This window comes from Kribbella hippodromi (assembly GCF_039531045.1).
In the GTDB taxonomy this organism is placed as follows: domain Bacteria; phylum Actinomycetota; class Actinomycetes; order Propionibacteriales; family Kribbellaceae; genus Kribbella; species Kribbella hippodromi.
In genome coordinates, this window is sequence record NZ_BAAAPH010000017.1 from 16,828 (window position 1) to 34,176 (window position 17,349).

Annotated in this window: 21 protein-coding genes; 9 read left to right on the plus strand and 12 right to left on the minus strand. The window is 68.2% G+C overall.

Annotated features, from left to right (window positions below; translation table 11 throughout):
* The first annotated feature begins 39 nt into the window (after window positions 1-39).
* From ABD260_RS24575 to ABD260_RS24590, 4 genes are all read left to right on the plus strand, one after another.
* Window positions 40-1,443, plus strand: a complete 1,404-nt coding sequence (locus ABD260_RS24575) for a class II fumarate hydratase (RefSeq protein ID WP_344236778.1) — start codon at window positions 40-42, stop codon at window positions 1,441-1,443.
* Window positions 1,440-2,108 carry a ribonuclease FAU-1 family protein gene (locus tag ABD260_RS24580; RefSeq protein ID WP_344236780.1) on the plus strand — a complete coding sequence of 223 codons (669 nt, stop codon included), beginning with the start codon at window positions 1,440-1,442 and terminating at the stop codon, window positions 2,106-2,108. The genes ABD260_RS24575 and ABD260_RS24580 overlap by 4 nt, the downstream gene beginning before the upstream one ends.
* Window positions 2,108-2,686: an adenylyl-sulfate kinase gene (locus tag ABD260_RS24585; RefSeq protein WP_344236781.1), complete on the plus strand. Its 579-nt coding sequence runs from the start codon at window positions 2,108-2,110 to the stop codon at window positions 2,684-2,686. The genes ABD260_RS24580 and ABD260_RS24585 overlap by 1 nt, the downstream gene beginning before the upstream one ends.
* A gap of 68 nt (window positions 2,687-2,754) precedes the next feature.
* Window positions 2,755-2,913 (plus strand): hypothetical protein, encoded by a 159-nt coding sequence (locus tag ABD260_RS24590; protein ID WP_184841447.1) that lies wholly within the window; start codon window positions 2,755-2,757, stop codon window positions 2,911-2,913.
* Window positions 2,914-2,917: 4 nt separating this feature from the next.
* Here the strand turns inward: ABD260_RS24590 and ABD260_RS24595 are convergent, their stop codons facing one another.
* Entirely contained in the window at window positions 2,918-4,579 is a 1,662-nt protein-coding gene (locus ABD260_RS24595) for a fumarate hydratase (protein ID WP_344236786.1), read from the minus strand.
* Between the two features lie 125 nt (window positions 4,580-4,704).
* Here ABD260_RS24595 and ABD260_RS24600 point away from each other — a divergent pair, with 125 nt between their 5' ends.
* Window positions 4,705-5,424, plus strand: a complete 720-nt coding sequence (locus ABD260_RS24600) for a DUF1707 SHOCT-like domain-containing protein (RefSeq protein ID WP_344236788.1) — start codon at window positions 4,705-4,707, stop codon at window positions 5,422-5,424.
* Between the two features lie 153 nt (window positions 5,425-5,577).
* On the opposite strand, the gene ABD260_RS24605 is transcribed toward ABD260_RS24600, so the two are convergent.
* The 4 genes from ABD260_RS24605 to ABD260_RS24620 all read right to left on the minus strand — a co-directional run bounded on the left by ABD260_RS24605 (window position 5,578) and on the right by ABD260_RS24620 (window position 9,150).
* Window positions 5,578-6,078: a hypothetical protein gene (locus tag ABD260_RS24605; RefSeq protein WP_344236790.1), complete on the minus strand. Its 501-nt coding sequence runs from the start codon at window positions 6,076-6,078 to the stop codon at window positions 5,578-5,580.
* The gene (locus ABD260_RS24610) at window positions 6,078-6,566 is read right to left on the minus strand and encodes a hypothetical protein (RefSeq protein WP_344236792.1); all 489 of its coding nucleotides are present in this window, start codon (window positions 6,564-6,566) and stop codon (window positions 6,078-6,080) included. Before ABD260_RS24610 ends, ABD260_RS24605 begins: the two co-directional genes overlap by 1 nt.
* 491 nt (window positions 6,567-7,057) lie before the next feature.
* The gene (locus ABD260_RS24615; protein ID WP_344236794.1) at window positions 7,058-7,834 is read right to left on the minus strand and encodes an ABC transporter ATP-binding protein; all 777 of its coding nucleotides are present in this window, start codon (window positions 7,832-7,834) and stop codon (window positions 7,058-7,060) included.
* Window positions 7,822-9,150, minus strand: a complete 1,329-nt coding sequence (locus ABD260_RS24620) for a 2-isopropylmalate synthase (protein WP_344236796.1) — start codon at window positions 9,148-9,150, stop codon at window positions 7,822-7,824. Before ABD260_RS24620 ends, ABD260_RS24615 begins: the two co-directional genes overlap by 13 nt.
* Window positions 9,151-9,343: 193 nt before the next feature.
* On the opposite strand from ABD260_RS24620, the gene ABD260_RS24625 reads away from it, so the two are divergent.
* Window positions 9,344-10,012 carry a FadR/GntR family transcriptional regulator gene (locus ABD260_RS24625; protein WP_344236798.1) on the plus strand — a complete coding sequence of 223 codons (669 nt, stop codon included), beginning with the start codon at window positions 9,344-9,346 and terminating at the stop codon, window positions 10,010-10,012.
* Here the strand turns inward: ABD260_RS24625 and ABD260_RS24630 are convergent.
* From ABD260_RS24630 to glpX, 3 genes are read right to left on the minus strand one after another with little or no spacing between them, the layout of a single operon-like run.
* Window positions 10,009-10,479 carry a hypothetical protein gene (locus ABD260_RS24630; protein ID WP_344236800.1) on the minus strand — a complete coding sequence of 157 codons (471 nt, stop codon included), beginning with the start codon at window positions 10,477-10,479 and terminating at the stop codon, window positions 10,009-10,011. The two genes, ABD260_RS24625 and ABD260_RS24630, sit on opposite strands and share 4 nt — an antisense overlap.
* A gap of 1 nt (window position 10,480) precedes the next feature.
* Window positions 10,481-11,422 (minus strand): carbohydrate kinase family protein, encoded by a 942-nt coding sequence (locus tag ABD260_RS24635; RefSeq protein ID WP_344236802.1) that lies wholly within the window; start codon window positions 11,420-11,422, stop codon window positions 10,481-10,483.
* The gene (gene glpX / locus ABD260_RS24640) at window positions 11,419-12,450 is read right to left on the minus strand and encodes a class II fructose-bisphosphatase (RefSeq protein WP_344236804.1); all 1,032 of its coding nucleotides are present in this window, start codon (window positions 12,448-12,450) and stop codon (window positions 11,419-11,421) included. The genes ABD260_RS24635 and glpX overlap by 4 nt, the downstream gene beginning before the upstream one ends.
* Window positions 12,451-12,519: 69 nt before the next feature.
* On the opposite strand from glpX, the gene ABD260_RS24645 reads away from it, so the two are divergent.
* Entirely contained in the window at window positions 12,520-13,131 is a 612-nt protein-coding gene (locus ABD260_RS24645; protein WP_344236806.1) for a DUF4245 domain-containing protein, read from the plus strand.
* A 225-nt stretch (window positions 13,132-13,356) separates the two neighbouring features.
* Window positions 13,357-14,013 (plus strand): nucleotidyltransferase family protein, encoded by a 657-nt coding sequence (locus ABD260_RS24650; protein ID WP_344236808.1) that lies wholly within the window; start codon window positions 13,357-13,359, stop codon window positions 14,011-14,013.
* 44 nt (window positions 14,014-14,057) lie between these two features.
* Here the strand turns inward: ABD260_RS24650 and ABD260_RS24655 are convergent, their stop codons facing one another.
* Window positions 14,058-14,378, minus strand: a complete 321-nt coding sequence (locus tag ABD260_RS24655) for a DMT family transporter (RefSeq protein WP_344236810.1) — start codon at window positions 14,376-14,378, stop codon at window positions 14,058-14,060.
* Complete coding sequence (locus ABD260_RS24660; RefSeq protein ID WP_344236812.1) at window positions 14,378-14,977, minus strand: flavodoxin family protein; 600 nt, start codon at window positions 14,975-14,977, stop codon at window positions 14,378-14,380. Before ABD260_RS24660 ends, ABD260_RS24655 begins: the two co-directional genes overlap by 1 nt.
* 42 nt (window positions 14,978-15,019) lie before the next feature.
* On the opposite strand from ABD260_RS24660, the gene ABD260_RS24665 reads away from it, so the two are divergent.
* A complete protein-coding gene (locus tag ABD260_RS24665) occupies window positions 15,020-15,646 on the plus strand; it encodes a TetR/AcrR family transcriptional regulator (RefSeq protein WP_344236814.1) in 627 nt (208 codons plus the stop codon).
* Window positions 15,647-15,723: 77 nt separating this feature from the next.
* Here the strand turns inward: ABD260_RS24665 and ABD260_RS24670 are convergent, their stop codons facing one another.
* On the minus strand, window positions 15,724-15,918 hold the full coding sequence (locus ABD260_RS24670; RefSeq protein WP_344237121.1) for an exodeoxyribonuclease VII small subunit: 195 nt from the start codon (window positions 15,916-15,918) through the stop codon (window positions 15,724-15,726).
* Window positions 15,919-15,935: 17 nt separating this feature from the next.
* Window positions 15,936-17,156, minus strand: coding sequence for an exodeoxyribonuclease VII large subunit (xseA, locus tag ABD260_RS24675; protein WP_344236816.1), 1,221 nt, complete (start codon window positions 17,154-17,156; stop codon window positions 15,936-15,938).
* Window positions 17,157-17,349: the final 193 nt, after the last annotated feature.

Consider the following 17,349-nt stretch of genomic DNA (forward strand, 5'->3'; position numbering starts at 1 on the left):
GGGGCGTTTCGGTCCTGTGCAAACACGTACTCTGCAGGTATGGGAGATGACGCGGAGTTCCGGATCGAGCACGACACGATGGGCGAGGTCAAAGTGCCTCGGGACGCGTTGTGGCGGGCGCAGACACAACGTGCGGTGGAGAACTTTCCGATCTCCGGGCGGCCACTGGCACCGGAGCTCGTGCACGCGCTTGCCCAGATCAAGGCCTCGGCCGCGGTGGTGAACGCGTCCCTCGGCGTTCTCGACGCAGACCGGTCGGCCGCGATCGTGGCGGCGGCGGATCAGGTGGCCGGCGGCGAGTTCGACGCCGAGTTCCCGATCGACGTCTTCCAGACCGGATCGGGCACGTCGACGAACATGAACGTGAACGAGGTGCTGGCGACGCTCGCGACCCGCGAGCTCGGTGCGGACGTGCATCCGAACGATCATGTGAACGCCTCCCAGTCCAGCAACGACACCTTCCCGTCCGCGATCCATGTCGCGGCGACGGCCGGTGTCGTCCAGGAGCTGCTGCCGGCGCTGGAGCACCTCGCACATTCCCTTACCCGGAAGGGATCTGAGTTCGCCGAGGTGGTGAAGTCCGGGCGGACGCACCTGATGGACGCCACGCCGGTGACGCTCGGCCAGGAGTTCAATGGGTATGCGCAGCAGATCCGGCGTGGTGCGGCGCGGGTGCGGGCGACGCTGCCGCGGGTCGCCGAGCTGCCGCTGGGCGGGACCGCGGTCGGCACCGGCATCAACACGCCGCCCGGGTTCGCCGCCGCGGTGATCACCGAGCTGAACAAGCGGACCGGCCTGGAGCTGACCGAGGCGGAGGACCACTTCGAGGCGCAGGGCGCGCGGGACGGTCTGGTCGAGCTGTCCGGGCAGCTGAAGACGGTCGCGGTCAGCCTGACCAAGATCTGCAACGACCTGCGCTGGATGGGCTCCGGGCCGCGCGCCGGCCTCGGCGAGATCGCGCTGCCGGATCTGCAACCGGGGTCGAGCATCATGCCCGGCAAGGTGAACCCGGTGATCTGCGAGGCGACGCTGATGGTTGCCGCGCAGGTGATCGGCAACGACACCACCATCACCGTGGCCGGTGCCGGCGGCAACTTCGAGCTGAACGTGATGCTGCCGGTGATCGCGCGCAACCTGCTGGAGTCCATCACGCTGCTGGCGAACAGCTCCCGCCTGCTGGCCGATCGCTGCGTCGACGGCATCACCGCGAACGTCGAGCACGCCCGCGCGCTGGCCGAGTCGTCACCCTCGATCGTCACGCCGCTGAATCGGTACATCGGGTACGAGAATGCCGCCGCGGTCGCGAAAAGTGCTTTGAAACAAGGGAAAACGATCCGTGAAGTAGTGATCGAGAACGGTCACGTGGAGAGGGGAGACCTGACCGAAGAACAGCTGGACGCCGCCCTCGACGTACTGTCCATGACCCGCCCGGCCAGCTCGTGACGGCGCAGTACTGGGAGCCGGGTACGACGATCGAATGGGTGTACGAGGGGTCGGGGCAGCACGCCCACCTGCCGAACGTACGCCCGATGACTGTCGTGCGGGACGATGCGGACGGACTGGTCGCTTGGCTTGCGCCTGGTACACCGGTGCTGAAACCGGTGCTGACCGACGGGCGGGAGACGCGGCATGCCGGTCCGGTCGCGATGTTCACCGCGGAGCGGGTGCTGAAACTCGACATCTGGCGGGGGACCGGGATTCTCAAAGTGTCGCCGCCGGGGAAACCGTGGTCGGTTTGGCACTTCTGGGCCGCCGACGGGACGTTCCGCGGGTGGTACGTGAACCTTGAGCGTGAGCACGTGCGGGATTGGGCAGCACGTCGGACGAGTACGAGCGATCATGTGCTGGATCTGTGGATCAATCCTGACCGCAGTATCGAATGGAAGGACGAGGACGAGCTGGAAGGCGCGGTGGTTGCCGGCCGGTATACAGCCGCTGAGGCCGCGGCCATCACCGACGACGCGCACGCGGCTATCCGCGATATCCAGGCGTGGGTCTCGCCGTTCTCCGACGGCTGGCAGGACTGGACGCCTCCGCCTGCTTGGAAGGTGCCGGCCGCGCCCAGCACCCACAACCCGAGCCTGATCGCGGAGGAGTTACACAGCTGATGCCGCAAGCCATCCTCCTGACCGGCGGCAGCGGAGCCGGGAAGACCACGACCGCGCAGGCAGTCGCGGGCTTACTGACAAACGCGGGCCACACCACCGGACTGCTGGATCTGGACGCCGTTGCGCAGTTCGGCCCCCAACCACCTGTCTCACGTGGTGCTGCGCCCGCCCCGGAGGCAGTTGCCGCGGATGCGGCGGTTGGCGCGTCTGTGGAGGGGAGTGGGTTGCGGTTCAGTGATCAGCTTCGGATCGACAACCTGGCGGCTGTCTGGCGGACGTACCGTGCAGCCGGTGCCGAGTACCTGATCGCCAGCGGTCCGGTCACGTCGGCTGAGCTCCGGGCGCGCTACACCGCGGCGCTGCCGGACTGCACCGTCCAGGTCGTCCGGCTCGTGACCGATCCCGAGCTGATCGCCAACCGCACCAGCGCCACCCGGGGACCAGACTGGGACCTGGCAGCCGCTCTCGCCGACGCCGAATCCCACGCGCCGATCGAGGACTTCCTTGTCACCAACAATCGGCCGGTCGCGGACACCGCGGCGGAGATCCTCACCCTGACCGGCTGGCCGACCGGCTGAGTACGCCGGTCGGCAACAGGTGCGTCACGAGGGGTTGCAACCGCCGCGTACGGCCTTAACTTGGAAACATGTACACCATCGAGTTGCAGACCGAGGAGCTTCAGCTGCTGCGCTCGGCCCTCGGCAGTTATCTTCAGGCGTTCGGGCACAACGAAGCCGATCTCGTGAAGGCCACCAGAGCTCTGCTGGCCAAGCTCCCCGAGGAGCTCGAAACCAAAGCCGGCTGAGGGGTCAGCTGCGGGGGCGGACGGTGAGGGGGACCGGTTTGGCGGTGGACGTGAAGAAGTCGTTGCCCTTGTCGTCGACCACGATGAACGCGGGGAAGTCCTCGACCTGGATCTTCCAGATCGCTTCCATCCCGAGTTCCGCGTACTCGATCACGTCGACCGACTTGATGCAGTCCTGCGCCAGCCGCGCCGCCGGACCGCCGATCGAGCCGAGGTAGAAGCCGCCGTGCTCCTTGCACGCCGCCGTCACCTTCGCCGACCGGTTGCCCTTGGCAAGCATCACGAAGGACCCGCCGGCCGCCTGGAACTGGTCCACGTACGCATCCATCCGGCCCGCCGTCGTCGGGCCGAACGAACCGGACGCGTACCCCTCGGGCGTCTTCGCCGGCCCCGCGTAGTACACCGCGTGATCCCGCAAGTACGAGGGCATCGGCTCGCCCGCGTCCAGCCGCTCCTTGATCTTCGCGTGCGCGATGTCCCGCGCGACCACGAGCGGACCGGACAGTGACAGCCGCGTCTTCACCGGCAGCTTGGACAGCTCCGCGCGGATCTCGCTCATCGGCCGGTTCAGGTCGACGCGCACGACCTCGGAGTCGTCCAGGTGCTCGTCGGTGGTGTCCGGCAGGAACCGCGCCGGTTCACGCTCGAGCTGCTCCAGGAACACACCCTCCGACGTGATCTTCGCCAGCGCCTGCCGGTCCGCCGAGCAGGACACCGCGATCGCGACCGGGCAGGACGCGCCGTGCCGCGGCAGCCGGATCACGCGCACGTCGTGGCAGAAGTACTTCCCGCCGAACTGCGCGCCGATCCCGAACTGCTGCGTCAGCTTGAAGACCTCTTCCTCCAGCTCCACATCCCGGAAGCCGTGCCCGATCGGCGATCCCGTCGTCGGCAGCGTGTCCAGGTAGTGCGCCGAGGCGTACTTCGCGGTCTTCAGCGCGTACTCGGCCGAAGTACCGCCGACGACGATCGCGAGATGGTACGGAGGGCAGGCCGCCGTACCGAGCGAACGGATCTTCTCGTCCAGGAACTCCATCATCCGGTTCGGGTTCAGAACCGCCTTGGTCTCCTGGTACAGGAACGACTTGTTCGCGGAGCCGCCGCCCTTGGCCATGAACAGGAACTTGTACGCCGGGTCGCCGGTACCCGGAGTGGAGTAGAGCTCGATCTGGGCCGGCAGGTTCGAGCCGGTGTTCTTCTCGTCCCACATGGTCAACGGCGCCATCTGGCTGTAGCGCAGGTTCAGTTTCGTGTACGCGTCGTACACGCCGCGGCTGATCCACTCCTCGTCGGCGGCACCGGTCAGTACGCCCTCGGACTTCTTGCCCATCACGATCGCGGTACCGGTGTCCTGGCACATCGGGAGTACGCCGCCGGCCGAGATGTTCGCGTTCTTCAGCAGGTCGAGCGCGACGAACCGGTCGTTGCCGGACGCCTCCGGGTCGTCGATGATCCGCCGGAGCTGCTCGAGGTGCGCGGTCCGCAGGTAGTGCGAGATGTCGTGCATCGCCTCCGCGGTCAGCGCCTGCAGTACCTCGGGCTGTACCTGCAGGAAGGTCCGGTCGCCCACGGTGAATGTGCTGACACCCTCGGTCGTCAGCAGCCGGTACTCCGTCTCATCGGCACCCAGCGGCAACAAGTCGGAGTAGTTGAAGTCGGCAGACACCGGGCATACCTCCAGATGAAGTGGACTGACCAAAGCCTAATCTGCTCCGATCAGGGGCCGGATCAGGGGTGAATGGGGGAGGAAACGGGTCTCCGAGTGGGGGTGGGCACGCGTATGGTTTTGCCGTGGCTCAGGATGACGTTCCCCGGGATGGCGTTCCCCAGCAGCAGCGACCGCAGGATGTCGCGCCGATGCCGAGTGGCGACGAGTTGGCGCTGCGGCGGCGGGTGTCCGACCTCGAACGGGAGGAGGTCGCCGACGTGCTCCGCGAGGCCGCGGGCGAGGGCCGGCTCTCGTACGGTGAGCTCGAGGAGCGGCTCGAGTCGCTGTACAGCTCCAAGACGTACGGCGAACTGGTCGAGCTGACCGCCGACCTTCCGAACGGGCCGCGCGCGCCCGGTGCGGCGCAGGGCGTACCGGCCGTGCACCCGCAGTACAGCGGCGGCGCGATGGTCGAGTCCGGTCCGGTGATCAACGTGTTCATGTCCGAGACCAAGCGGATGGGCAACTGGCTGGTGCCGCAGCGCCAGGAAGTGCACGCGGTGCTCGGCGACGTCACCCTCGACTACACCGAGGCGAACATCCCGTACGACGAGATCGTGGTCGACGTGAAGTCCATCCTCGCCGACGTGAAGATCCGCGTACCCCAGAACGCGATCGTCGTCCTGGACAGCAACCCCATCCTCGGCTCGGTCACCGAACAGGAAGCCGGCCTGAAGGCGGTCCCCGACCCCAACGCCAACCCCACCACCCCCAAACGCTTCCACATCCGCGGCACCGCCATCCTCGGCGAAATCAAAATCAAACGAGGCCCCCGCCTCACCAAACGCCTCGGCCTGACCTGACCCGCCACCCCACCCGGCAACACCTGCTCCGCCGCCGGACGAGCCCTACCTGAAGCAGCACACTTCGTGAGTTGGCCCTTCAGTTTGTCACATGCTGTAGTCGACGGGTGACTAGAACTGAGGTGGCTGAGCGGGTGGGTTGGGACGCGCGCATCAGCTGTGCTCGGTCAGTGTCGTGGTTGGTTCGCGGTGGGCTGGGTGGGACTTCTCCAGCCAGGTGTGGAGGGCGGGGAGGTTGCGGATGTTTTCGCGGGGGAGGTGGAGGCGCTTCCGGGTGGGGGTTCTTGGGGTGATGGGGAGGGAGCGCTCCCAGGGTGGGCCGGTGACGGGGCCGATCGTGCGGATGTCGGTCCAGGGGAGGAACTTGCGGCCGCGGCGGATGCCCTCGTGGTTGATGATCACGCGCGGGCGTTGGGCGATGAATCTCCAGGCGGAAACGCCGAGCACCGACGCGTACACGGCGATCAGGACGAATCTGTAGCCGTCCGCGTGTTCCGTGCCGGCGACGAGGAGCAGCATGCTCGGCAGGAACATGAAGAGCTGGAATGCGGTCTGCCAGAGGATGAACCGCCGGCGGAGCGGGAAGACAACTTGGCCGGCGCGGTCCCGTTGGACGGTCCAGCTTGTCGGGGGCTGATCGCCTAGGTCGGGCATCAGCTCGTACGCTCGGGGGAAGGTGCTTGGCGGTGCTCGATCAGGAGTTCGTTGAGCCAGGTGCGGAAGGTTTCCAGGTCGCTGACGTGGTGCTGCGTCAGTACGAGCCGCTTGGCCCAGATGTCCTTCGGGCTGATGGGTAGCTGGCGCATCAGCTTCGAGCCGTACGGCAGGTCGATCGAACTGATGTCGTCCCAGGCCATGAACCGCCGGCGCCCGTAGTGGATGCCGCGATGATCGACAACGACAACCGGCCGCTGGGTGATGAGCTGCCAACTGATCCCGCAGACGGCCACCGCGTACAACGCGATCACCACATAGCTGATGACATGCCACTCGCCGAAGAACAATCGCGGCAGCGCCCCGAGTCCGATCAGCGCGAACGGAATCGTCGACGGCCACAGGAACGCCGACCGACGCAGCGCGAACTCCACCCGCCGATTCCGGTGCCACTCCACCATCCACGCTTCAGGCAGCCGCTCACCCATAACCCGCACCAAGTCCCCCAGCCTCCCACCTCCCCCCCGGAGCAGGCTCACTGTAATGCACAACACTTGCCCTATGAAGCGCTCCAGGACAAAACCACGTGGCGACAGACGGCTTCTGGCTCTGGTGCAGTTCTTCGCATTCCTGGTGGCAGCCTTCGGAGGCATCGGGCTGTACTCGTGGTACACGTCGCGGCCGCTCGATCAGCCGACCGCGACGGTCAGCGGGACGGTCGTCAGCACGCACGGCCCAGCGTGGTACTCCAAAGGTGCCGGCGCGGCCAACGTCCAGTACGCCGTTGGCGGGACCGACTACCAGATCAAAACGCGCCAGGCCCCGGGCGACTACTTCCTCCGCATCGGTGACGTCACACCGATCGAGTACGTCGTCGCTGCGCCGGCCACTGCTCGTGCGGTGTGGGCAGTGGATTCTGCGCGGTCGGACGCCAGGGTGTGCTTCTGGATTGCCGGGATCTGTGCCGGGCTGGGGCTGGTTAGTTGCGGTGGGTGGTGGCTGTCCAGCGGCCGGCGTGGTGGGTTATTTGGATGGGGTGGGCGAAGGTTTGGGTGATCAGGGGTGTGGTGAGGACGTCGTCCACCGGGCCGGTGGCGAGTAGGCGGCCGTCGCGGAGGAGGGCGGCGTGGGTGGTGCAGGTGGGGAGTTCTTCGAGGTGATGGGTGACCAGGAGCCAGGTGAGGTGGGGATGTGAGGTGTGGATCTGGTCGAGGGTTTCGAGGAGTTGTTCGCGGGCGGCGACGTCGAGTCCGGTGGAGGGCTCGTCCAGGAGCAGGAGTTTGGGGTCGGAGATGAGGGCGCGGGCGATCAGCGCGCGGCCGCGTTCGCCTTGGGAGATGGTGGTCCAGGGCGACTTGGCGTGGGCGCCGACGCCGAGGAGGTCGATCAGCTCATAGGCGCGAGCGGCCTGCTCAGCCGTCGGTTCCCAGCGGGGCATGCGTTCGATGGTGCCGGTGAGGCCGGTCAGGACCACGTCGTGGATGGTGAGCGGCGAGCGCAGCGGGTGGCGCGGGTTCACGTGGCCGATGGACTCGCGGAGCGTACGGATGTCGACCGTACCCAGCCGTTTGCCGAGGATCTCGACCGTGCCGCGGGTCGGGTGCGTGACCGCGCCGCACAACCCGAGCATCGTGCTCTTCCCGGCGCCGTTCGGCCCGAGCAGCGCCCAGCGTTCACCCTCGGCCGCGGTCAGCGACACCCCGGTGAGCAGCGGTTTGCCGTCCCGGACGAAGTCGACGTCCTTCAGTTCGAGCACCCGTAAACCTCCTCGTACAACGCCTTCAGCTCTTCCGCCGTCGCTTCCCGCCCGGTCCGGTCCGTGTACTCCTGGACGTGCCGCGCGAACACCGCTTCCTGCTCAGCCGGCAACCGTACGCCGTACACGGATTCCAGTACGTGCGCGATCCCACCTTTACCGGACTGACTGTTCACCCGGACCACCGCCTCGTACCCGCGTCCGACATCGGCCGGATCGATCGGGAGGTACGGCACCTCCCAGAATCCAGGTCCTTGGACCGCGAACCCCTTCCGGATCGCATCCTGATGCGTACCGGAGAACGCGGTGTACACGAGTTCGCCGACGTACGGATGCCGCGGATGAATCGGCATCCGGGTGCAGTACTCGACCACGTCCTTGATCCGGTCGATGTCCGAGAAGTCGATCATCGGGTCCACGCCCTGTGCGTGCAGGTTCAGCGCGAGGGTGGCGATGTCGACGTTGCCGGTGCGTTCGCCGTTGCCGAAGACGCAGCCCTCGACGCGTTGCGCACCGGCCAGAACGGCGAGCTCGGCGCAGGCGATCCCGGTGCCGCGGTCGTTGTGCGGGTGGACCGACAAGATGACGCCGTCGCGCCGTGGCAGGTTCTGGTGCATGTACTCGATCTGGTCGGCGTACACGTTCGGAGTCGCGACCTCGACGGTGGCCGGCAGGTTCAGGATCACCGGGCGTTCCGCGGTCGCGTCCCATTGTTTGGTCAGGTGGTCCGCGAGTTCGAGGATGAAGTCCGGCTCGGTCAGGTTGTACACCTCGGGTGAGAACTGGAAGCGTACGTTGTCGCCGGCCAGCCGCTGGATCTCCGCCGATCCGGCGTGGATCATCGCGGCCAGTTCGTCCCGCGTACGGCGCAGTACGACGTCCCGCCACACCGGCGCGGTTGCCGCGTACATGTGGATCACCACGTCGCCGCGGAGGCCGGCGACCGATTCGACCGTACGCTCGATCAGGTCCTTGCGGGCCGGGGTGAAGACCACGATGGTGACGTCCGGCGGGACCAGGTCCGACGTGGCGAGCAGCCGGACGAAGTCGAAGTCGGTCTGGGACGCGGACGGGTAGCCGACCTCGATCTCTTTGTAGCCGATGGCAACCATCAGCTCGAAGAACTTCCGCTTCCGCTCGGGGTCCATCGGGTCGGCCAGCGCCTGGTTGCCGTCCCGGAGGTCGACCGGTACCCACAGCGGAGCGCTGGTGATGCGGTTGTCCGGCCAGGTGCGATCGACCGGCGCGACCGGGACCTTGGCGAAGACGTCGCGGTAGCGGTTGCTGGGCATGGGGGAGGGTTGCTGACGGTTCACGATCGGGGGTCCTTCCAGGGTCCAAAGCGGTGGACCGGCGGACGACGGCACTCCACGGAGGGAGCGCCGGTCGAATCAGCTCCCGCCGTGGCGGCCAAGAAGGAGGAGGCCCGCGAGCCGGAGGGTCGACATGCCGAGTACCGTATCAACTCCTCAGACAAGCTGACAACCTGAGAACCTCTACACTTGCCCCATGATTCGCCGACACCCGCTGGCCGAGCAGGCGGCCGAGGAGTTGCTGCGCCGGATCGGCAGCGGTGAATGGGAGGTCGGCGCGAAGCTGCCCGGAGAGACCACGCTGGCCGCGCAGCTGGGCGTCGGCCGGTCGACGATCCGCGAGGCGGTCCGTGAGCTGGCCGGTCGGCGGGTGCTGGAGAGCCGCCAGGGCGCCGGGGTGTTCGTGCTCGCGCTGGAGGCCTCAGAGGACTGGGACAAGGTGCTCCGGAAGGCCGACATCACCGATGTACTCGAGGGACGGCTGGCGATCGAGACCGAGGGCGCCCGGCTGGCCGCGGCGCGGCGGACGCCGGACGATCTGAAGAACTTCCGCTACACGCTCGCCGACCGGAGGCGGGCAGCGGTCAGCGCGCCGGACGACTGGTACATCGAGGCCGACATGGCGTTCCATCGTGCGGTGGTGACGGCCGCGCACAACGCGGTGCTGACCGAGCTCTTCGACACCTTCGTCCCGCGCATCCGGCGGGCGATGGTCGACATGCTGAAAATGGACGAGGAGCACCGGCACCGGAACGACCAGGCGGCCCATGCGGCGATCGCCGAGGCGATCCGGGTGAAGGACGCAGACCTCGCCGCGTCCCTCGCCCGCGAACACCTGAGCGCGGTCCGAAACTCCATCAGCTAGTTGCGGTGCTGGGCCAGCAGGGAGCGCAGCCACGGGGTGAGGGCGTCCAGGTCCTCGACGTTGTCCGGGGTGATCGTCAGTGGGCGCGTACGCCGGTCCGTCGGCTGGACGCGGACGCTGCGTGCCAGTGGAAGCCCTACCGGCGCATCAATGCGACTGATAGCACTCCACGGCAGCGTGCGGCCGCGGGTGATGCCGGCGCTGTCCACAGTGACTACCGGACGGTTCGTGATCAACTGCCAGATCGCGTGCCCGGTGCCGTACATGAACGCGGCCAGTGCGGTCAGCCGCAGTACGCCGAGTGTTCCCGAGATGCTGTCGTTCTGCAGGTGCTGGAGGTTCGTCAGCGCGGACACCACTGTCAGCAAGCCGAATCCGGCCAGGCGGGCGTACACCCGTACGCGGCGAGGTGGAAAGACCACGCTGCCTTCCGACTCGAGTTCGGCCGCCCATGCGTCTGCCGACATGTCAGGCGCCCCACCTGTCCGTGTGGTCGGCCGCGGTCGGCGGGTCGGCGCCGTGGCGCGTACAGGTGATCGCAGCCGCCTTCACCGCGTAGTCGACCACGTCGTGCAAGTCCGAGGCTCCCAGCCCGGCCAGGCGCTTCGCACCGAGCAGTCCACGTGCGTTGAGCCCGGCGATCAGTGCGGACATGAACGAGTCGCCTGCGCCTACTGTGTCGACCACGCTGATCGCCGGCGCTGGTACGTCGACCTGTGCGTCCCGGCTGACACCAAGTGCGCCGTCGCCGCCGCGGGTGATCACCACACACTGCGTACGCTCCGCCGTCAGCAACTCCTCGGCGATGGCTTCGGGTGACTGTCCGGGCCGGAGGAACTCACAGTCCTCGTCACTCAGCTTGACCAGGTCGCTCAGCGCCGCAAGCTCCCGTACGACGGACCAGGTCGACACCGGGTCCGGTGTGATGCTGGGGCGCGCGTTCGGGTCGAGAGTGACGGTGACCGGCTGGTCGATGAGTGACTTGAGGAAGTCGTGGATGGCTGCCGCGCCGGGCTCGAGTACGGTCGCGATCGAGCCGGTGTGTACCGCTGGGCAGCCGCGGGACAGGGAGAGCGTCGGCGGCTCCCAGGAGATGTCGAACTGGTACGTCGCGACGCCCGCCGCGTCCAGCGTCGCCGTGGCAGTGCTGGTCCGGAACTTGGCGTCAACCGAGCCGGGAGCGAGCTGCACCCCGTTACCGAACAGGTGCGCGCCAAGCTGATCCCCGTACGCGTCGGTGCCGAACCGGGTCACCAACTCGGTGGGCACCCCCAGCCGGGCCAGCCCCACCGCCACATTCGCCGGGGACCCACCCGGAGTCGCCTGCGCTTTCCCGTTCCGGCCGTTCTTCCCAGGCTGCCCGACGATGTCTACGAGGGCTTCCCCGACTACCAGCACAGGCGCGGTCATCGGGCGTGCTCGAAGTCGATGGACGAGTAGGCACGAAGCTTGGTCAGCTGATGGACGCTCTCGATGCTGCGGATGGTGCCGCTGCGCGAGCGCATCACCAGCGAGTGCGTACGCGCTGTGGACCGGCCGTAGCGGACGCCGCGGAGGAGCTCGCCGTCGGTGATGCCGGTGGCCACGAAGAAGCAGTCGTCGCCGCTGACCAGGTCATCCGTGTCGAGCACCCGGTCCAGATCGTGCCCGGCGTCCAGCGCCTTCTGCCGTTCGGCCTCGTCGCGCGGCCAGAGCTTGCCCTGGATCTTGCCGCCCAGGCACTTCATCGCACAGGCGGCGATGATGCCCTCCGGCGTACCGCCGATGCCGAGCAGCATGTCCAGACCGGTGTCCGGCCGGGCTGCCTCCACCGCACCGGCCACGTCGCCGTCGGAGATGAACTTGATCCGCGCGCCGGTGGCCCGGATCTGGGTCGCCAGCTCTTCGTGCCGCGGCCGGTCGAGCAGCACCACCGTCACATCGTCGACCGACGAACCCTTCGCCTTCGCGACCCGGCGGATGTTCTCCGCGACCGGCAGCCGGATGTCGACCACCTCGGCCGCTTCCGGCCCGACCACGAGTTTCTCCATGTAGAACACCGCGGACGGGTCGTACATCGAGTTCCGCGCCGACACCGCCATCACCGCGATGCCGTTGTTCATCCCCTTCGCGACCAGCGTCGTACCGTCCACCGGGTCGACCGCGACGTCGCACGCGGGGCCTTCGCCGGAGCCGACCTGCTCGCCGTTGTAGAGCATCGGGGCGTTGTCCTTCTCGCCCTCGCCGATCACCACGACGCCGTCCATCCCGACGGTGCCGATCAGCGTACGCATCGCGTTCACCGCCGCGCCGTCGGCGCCGTTCTTGTCGCCGCGGCCGACCCAGCGCCCGGCCGCCATCGCGGCGGCCTCGGTGACCCGCACCAGTTCGAGCGCGAGGTTCCGGTCAGGCGCGTGCGCCTCGACCTCCAGATGGGCAGGTGGCGTGGTCGGGTCCATGTCCACGGATCGTAGCCAACGCCTCCGGCCGGTGTTCGGGCGGATTGGGCGGCACGAGACACTGTCGGTATGAGTTCCACGGGTCAGGGTCCTTCCGACGACACCAAGGCGCGCGAACGCGCCCAGGTGCTGGCGGAGCGGAACGAGTACCGGCAGGCGTACCGGCGGGACAAGGCGAAGTCGCAGACCGTCGGCAACATGGTGTTCGCGCTGGCGATCTGCCTGGCGGTGGTCGCGTTCCTGGTCCTGGTCACTTGGCGGCCGCACAAGGAGGAAGTCAAGGCGATCGAGTACACCGCGCAGCTCGAGGACGCGAAGAAGGCAGCCGCCTGGGTCCGCGGGCCGGAGCCGATGCCGTCCGGCTGGAGTGCGACCAGCGTCGAGTTCCGTACGCCGCAGCAGGAGCCGATCACCTGGCACCTCGGCGTGGTGACGTCGGCGCGCAAGTACGTCGGCCTGGAGCAGTCGAACGTCACCACCGGCAAGTTCCTCGGCGACAAGCTCGGGCGTACGTCCGACGACGGCACCGCGGCGGTGAACGGGGTCACCTGGCAACGCAAGGTGCTTTTGGACCGAAAGGGCGAGAACGCCCTGGTCCTGGTCGGTTCCGGCGTCACCACAATCGTCACCGGCAACGCCGGCTACCCCGACCTCGAAGCCTTCGCCTCAGTCCTGCGCTAACTCTGCGTCTGAGGGGTCAGCCCCTCAGGTGCAGGGTTGGCCCCGCGTATTTTCAGGGGCCAACCCTCCAGCTGAGGGGGCAAGCGTGGGGCGACCGGTTTTCGGACGGGCGTTGACAGGTCGGATGGGCGCGCGGTTCCATCGAGGATCGGCTCGTGCACGCTCGGGGATTAGCGAGAGGGCCTCTGATGGCTGCGCCTGCCCGGGCGGGGAGTTGACCCGCCGATGTTCGTCACGGGGTTGCTGCTGGGCGCCGGCAGTTCGCCGCATTTGGGTACGCCGTGGCAGCTGCTGGCCTATCGAGGCGACACGCTCCTCGGCTGGACGGTGCAGGTGGCGCGCGAATGCGGTTTCGACCAGTTGGTCGTGACTTTGGGCAGCGCATCGGGTCAGGTACGCGACCGGATCGACTTCGATGGCGTACGGGTGGTGGACTCGCCGCACTTCGACACCGGCAGCGCATCGATCGTGCCGGCACTGGACGCGGTCGACCGGCGCGCGGACGGGATCGTCGTACTGCTCGGTGACCAGCCCGGAATCACCTCCGCGACGGTGTGGTCCCTCGTCGCCGAGGCCGCGACACCGATCGGTGTCTGCCGGTATGACGATGGCGAGAGTCAGCCCTGCTGGTTCGGCCGGGAGCTGTTCGGCGAGCTGCGCGGCCTGCGGGCCGACGCCGACCTGTGGAAGGTGATCGGGAGTGGCGAGCATCCGGTCACCAGAGTCGATGCCTTCGGCAACATTCCACCGCGGATCAGTACCTGGGCGACGTACCAGCGGGTCATCTCCGGGGCGCCCGGGCCGGCGGTCGAACCGGCACTCGGCGCGTACCCGGACGCGTTGCCCACAAAGCCTCGCCGCCGGCGCCGCACCAGCACCTGACTGGCTGGGAGCAGAACAGGTAGCAGTGCGCGCCGGCGACGTGGTCAGTCGGCGCCGGCCAGGCGGAGGCCGACGACGCCGGTGACGATCAGCGCGATGCAGGCCAGCCGGGCGGGTGTGAGCGGTTCGCCGAACAGGATGATCCCGAGCGTCACCACGCCGACCGAGCCGAGGCCGGTCCAGATCGCGTACGCGGTGCCGACCGGGAGCCGGTCCAGGGTCTTGGCCAGCAGGGCGACCGAGATCACGCCGAACACCAGCACCCCGAGCGTCGGCCAGAGCCGGCTGAACCCCTCGCTCGGTTTCAGGCTGAGTGCGAACGCGATCTCGAACGCCGCCGCGACCAGCAGGATGAGCCACGCCATCAGGCTGCCTGTACTCCGCGTAGGTGCCGATGGGTGATCGTCGCGACGCGAGCACCGAGCGCTGCTGCCGTCCGCAGGTCGGTGGCCGGCGGCGCCTTCTCGGCGGACAGGTCGCCGTCGGACTGCGCCATCGCGCCCAGCCAGCTGCCGAGCCGGTTCAGGTCCTCGATGCTCGCGGTGCTCTCCGCCCAGCCCGGATAGAGGTCCAGGCCGACCCAGATCATCCCGTGCTGCGCCGCGAACACGGCCAGGTCGACGAGGCTGTTCAGCTTGTCGCCGTTCATCGCCTTCGAGTTGGTGAATCCGGCCGCGATCTTGTCCCGCCAGCCGAGGTCGGCGGCCCAGATCTTGACGCTCTCCTCGGCGAACTTCTTGAACACCCAGCTCGGACTGCCCATGTACGTCGGGGTGCCGAAGATGATCGCGTCCGCGGCGTTCAACCGGGCCCAGGCGTCGTCGGTCAGTTCGTCCAGCGGGACCAGATCGGTGGTGGTGCCGGGCACCGACGCGGCGCCCGTGGCGACGGCCTCGGCCTGCCGCGCGGTGTGCCCTGCCCCGGAGTGGTACGCGATCGCGATCCGGGCGGGAGTGGTGGTCATGGCTGCTTCCTCCTGAGGCTTTAGCGGACTACAGTCCGTCTCATGGAAGACAGTACCGGACCACGGTCCGCTTCACAACGGGGTTTGCCGGTCGTCGGTGAACCGCGCCCGGAACGCGCGGATGCGCGGCGGAACCGGCTCCGCGTCCTGGAGGCGGCCGACCGGCTGTTCACCGAGCACGGCGTGAAGAACGTGTCGCTCGACGCGATCGCCGCCGAGGCGGGAGTGGGGAAGGGGACCGTGTTCCGCCGGTTCGGGGACCGTGCTGGGCTGGCGGTCGCGCTACTGGACGAGCGTGAGCAGGAACTGCAGGCCAAGATGATCAACGGCCCGTCGCCGCTCGGGCCCGGAGCGCCGCCGGTGGTCCGGGTGATGGCGTTCCTGGAGGCGTACCTGGAGTTGCTCGATCGGCATGTCGAGCTGTTCATGGACAGCGAGAACGCGTCGGACGGCGCGCGGTACCGGATCGGCTCGTACCACCTCTGGCACCGGCATCTGGCGCTCCTGATCGAGGCGGCGCGGCCGGAGCTGGACGCTGATTACACGGCGCATGTACTGCTGGCTCCGCTCGCGGCCGATCTGCACAACGCGCTGCGCGGCCAGGGGTTCGACCTGGACCGGCTCAAAGCCGGACTGACCGCTGTCGCCAGCGCCCTGCTATCGGCCTGACCGGCCGCATGGTGAGCTGAGCCGACGGTCAGCCGGCGGCGGAGATCAGGGCGACGGAGATCGGATGGGTGCCGGGGTCAGTTGGGCTTCTGTTCGTGGGCGGCCTGGGCTTTGGCGAGGCGTTCGCGGGCGCCGTCGAGCCAGCGCTGGCAGGTGGTGGCGAGCTCCTCGCCGCGCTCCCACAGCGCCAGCGACTCCTCCAGCGAGGTGCCGCCGGCCTCCAGCTTGCGGACCACCTCGACCAGCTCCTCGCGGGCCTGCTCGTAGGACATTTCTGGTCGGTCGCCGCTCACTTCGTCTCCTCGGACTTGACTTCCACCGCGAAGCGGCCGTCGGTGACCCGCGCTTGCAGCAGGTCCCCGGGCGCCACCTGCGCCATTTCCCGGACGGCGGTGCCGTCGGCCAGTTGCAGCACCGAGTATCCGCGCTCGAGCGTCGCCTTCGGGGACAACGCCCGGACACTCGCCAGCCGGTGCGTGATGTCGTCACTCGCACGGTCCAGCCGGTGCGTCAGGGTGCGCCGGTTCCGCTCGACCAGTGCCAGGATCTCGTCACCGCGCCGCTGCAGGTCGGTCACCGGAGCGGCCAGAGCCGGTCGGCTGCGCACCGCCGCCAGCGCATGCGTCTCCCGGTCCAGCCAGGAGTTGATCGCTCGCACCCCGCGCTCCCGCAGCTGGCGTACGCCGTCCAGCTCCTCGCGGACGTCCGGCACGATCCGCTTCGCCGCGTCGGTCGGCGTCGAAGCGCGCAGGTCCGCGACCAGGTCGAGCAAAGGGGAGTCCGGCTCGTGGCCGATCGCGCTCACCACCGGCGTACCCGTCTTGGCGACCGCGCGGATCAGGCCCTCGTCGGAGAACGGCAGCAGGTCCTCCAGCGAACCACCGCCGCGGGCGATCACGATCACTTCGACCGCCTCGTCCGCGTCGAGTTTCCGCAGCGCATTCATCACCTCGCCGGCCGCGGACGGTCCCTGCACCGACGCGTACTCGATCCGGAACGCGACCGCGGGCCAGCGGCGTTTCGCGTTTTCGAGGACGTCCCGCTCGGCGGCCGAGTCGCGTCCGCAGATCAGGCCGATCGTGTGCGGGAGGAAGGGCAGTTTCTTCTTCCGGTACGCGGCGAAGAGGTCCTCCGCGGCCAGCAACTGCTTGAGGCGCTCGATCCGCGCAAGTAGCTCGCCGATGCCGACGTGGCGGATCTCGTTCACCGCGAGCGCGAGCGTGCCGCGGCGGGCGAAGAAGTTCGGTTTGGCGTTCACCAGCACCCGCGAACCGTCCGTGACCGGCGGGTCGACCGCCTCGAACACCCGGCGGTTGCAGGTGAAGCGCAGCGAGATGTCCGCGTCGGTGTCCCGGAGCGTACCGAAAACGGTGGTCGTCCCGCGCCCGATCGAGACGTCCGTCAGCTGCCCCTCGACCCACACCGCCCCGAGCTGATTGATCCAGCTCGCAATCCCGTTCGCAATCGTGCGAACGGCCGCGGGCGCATCCGGCGACGTCTCCAAAGCCACCCCCAGACCCTACGACCCCCCACCGACAATCCCTAACGTTGAGTAATGCGTCCGCACCGTGTCCCCGCGCCGACGGCCGGCAGCTGACCTCCGTACCGGCGAAAATCCTTTGCGGGGCTGGGGTTTTCGGGGGATTCTTGAGGGGCTGGTTCACCTCCCGTGGGGAGTCGTTCGGACAGGGCGGGCGGCTCCT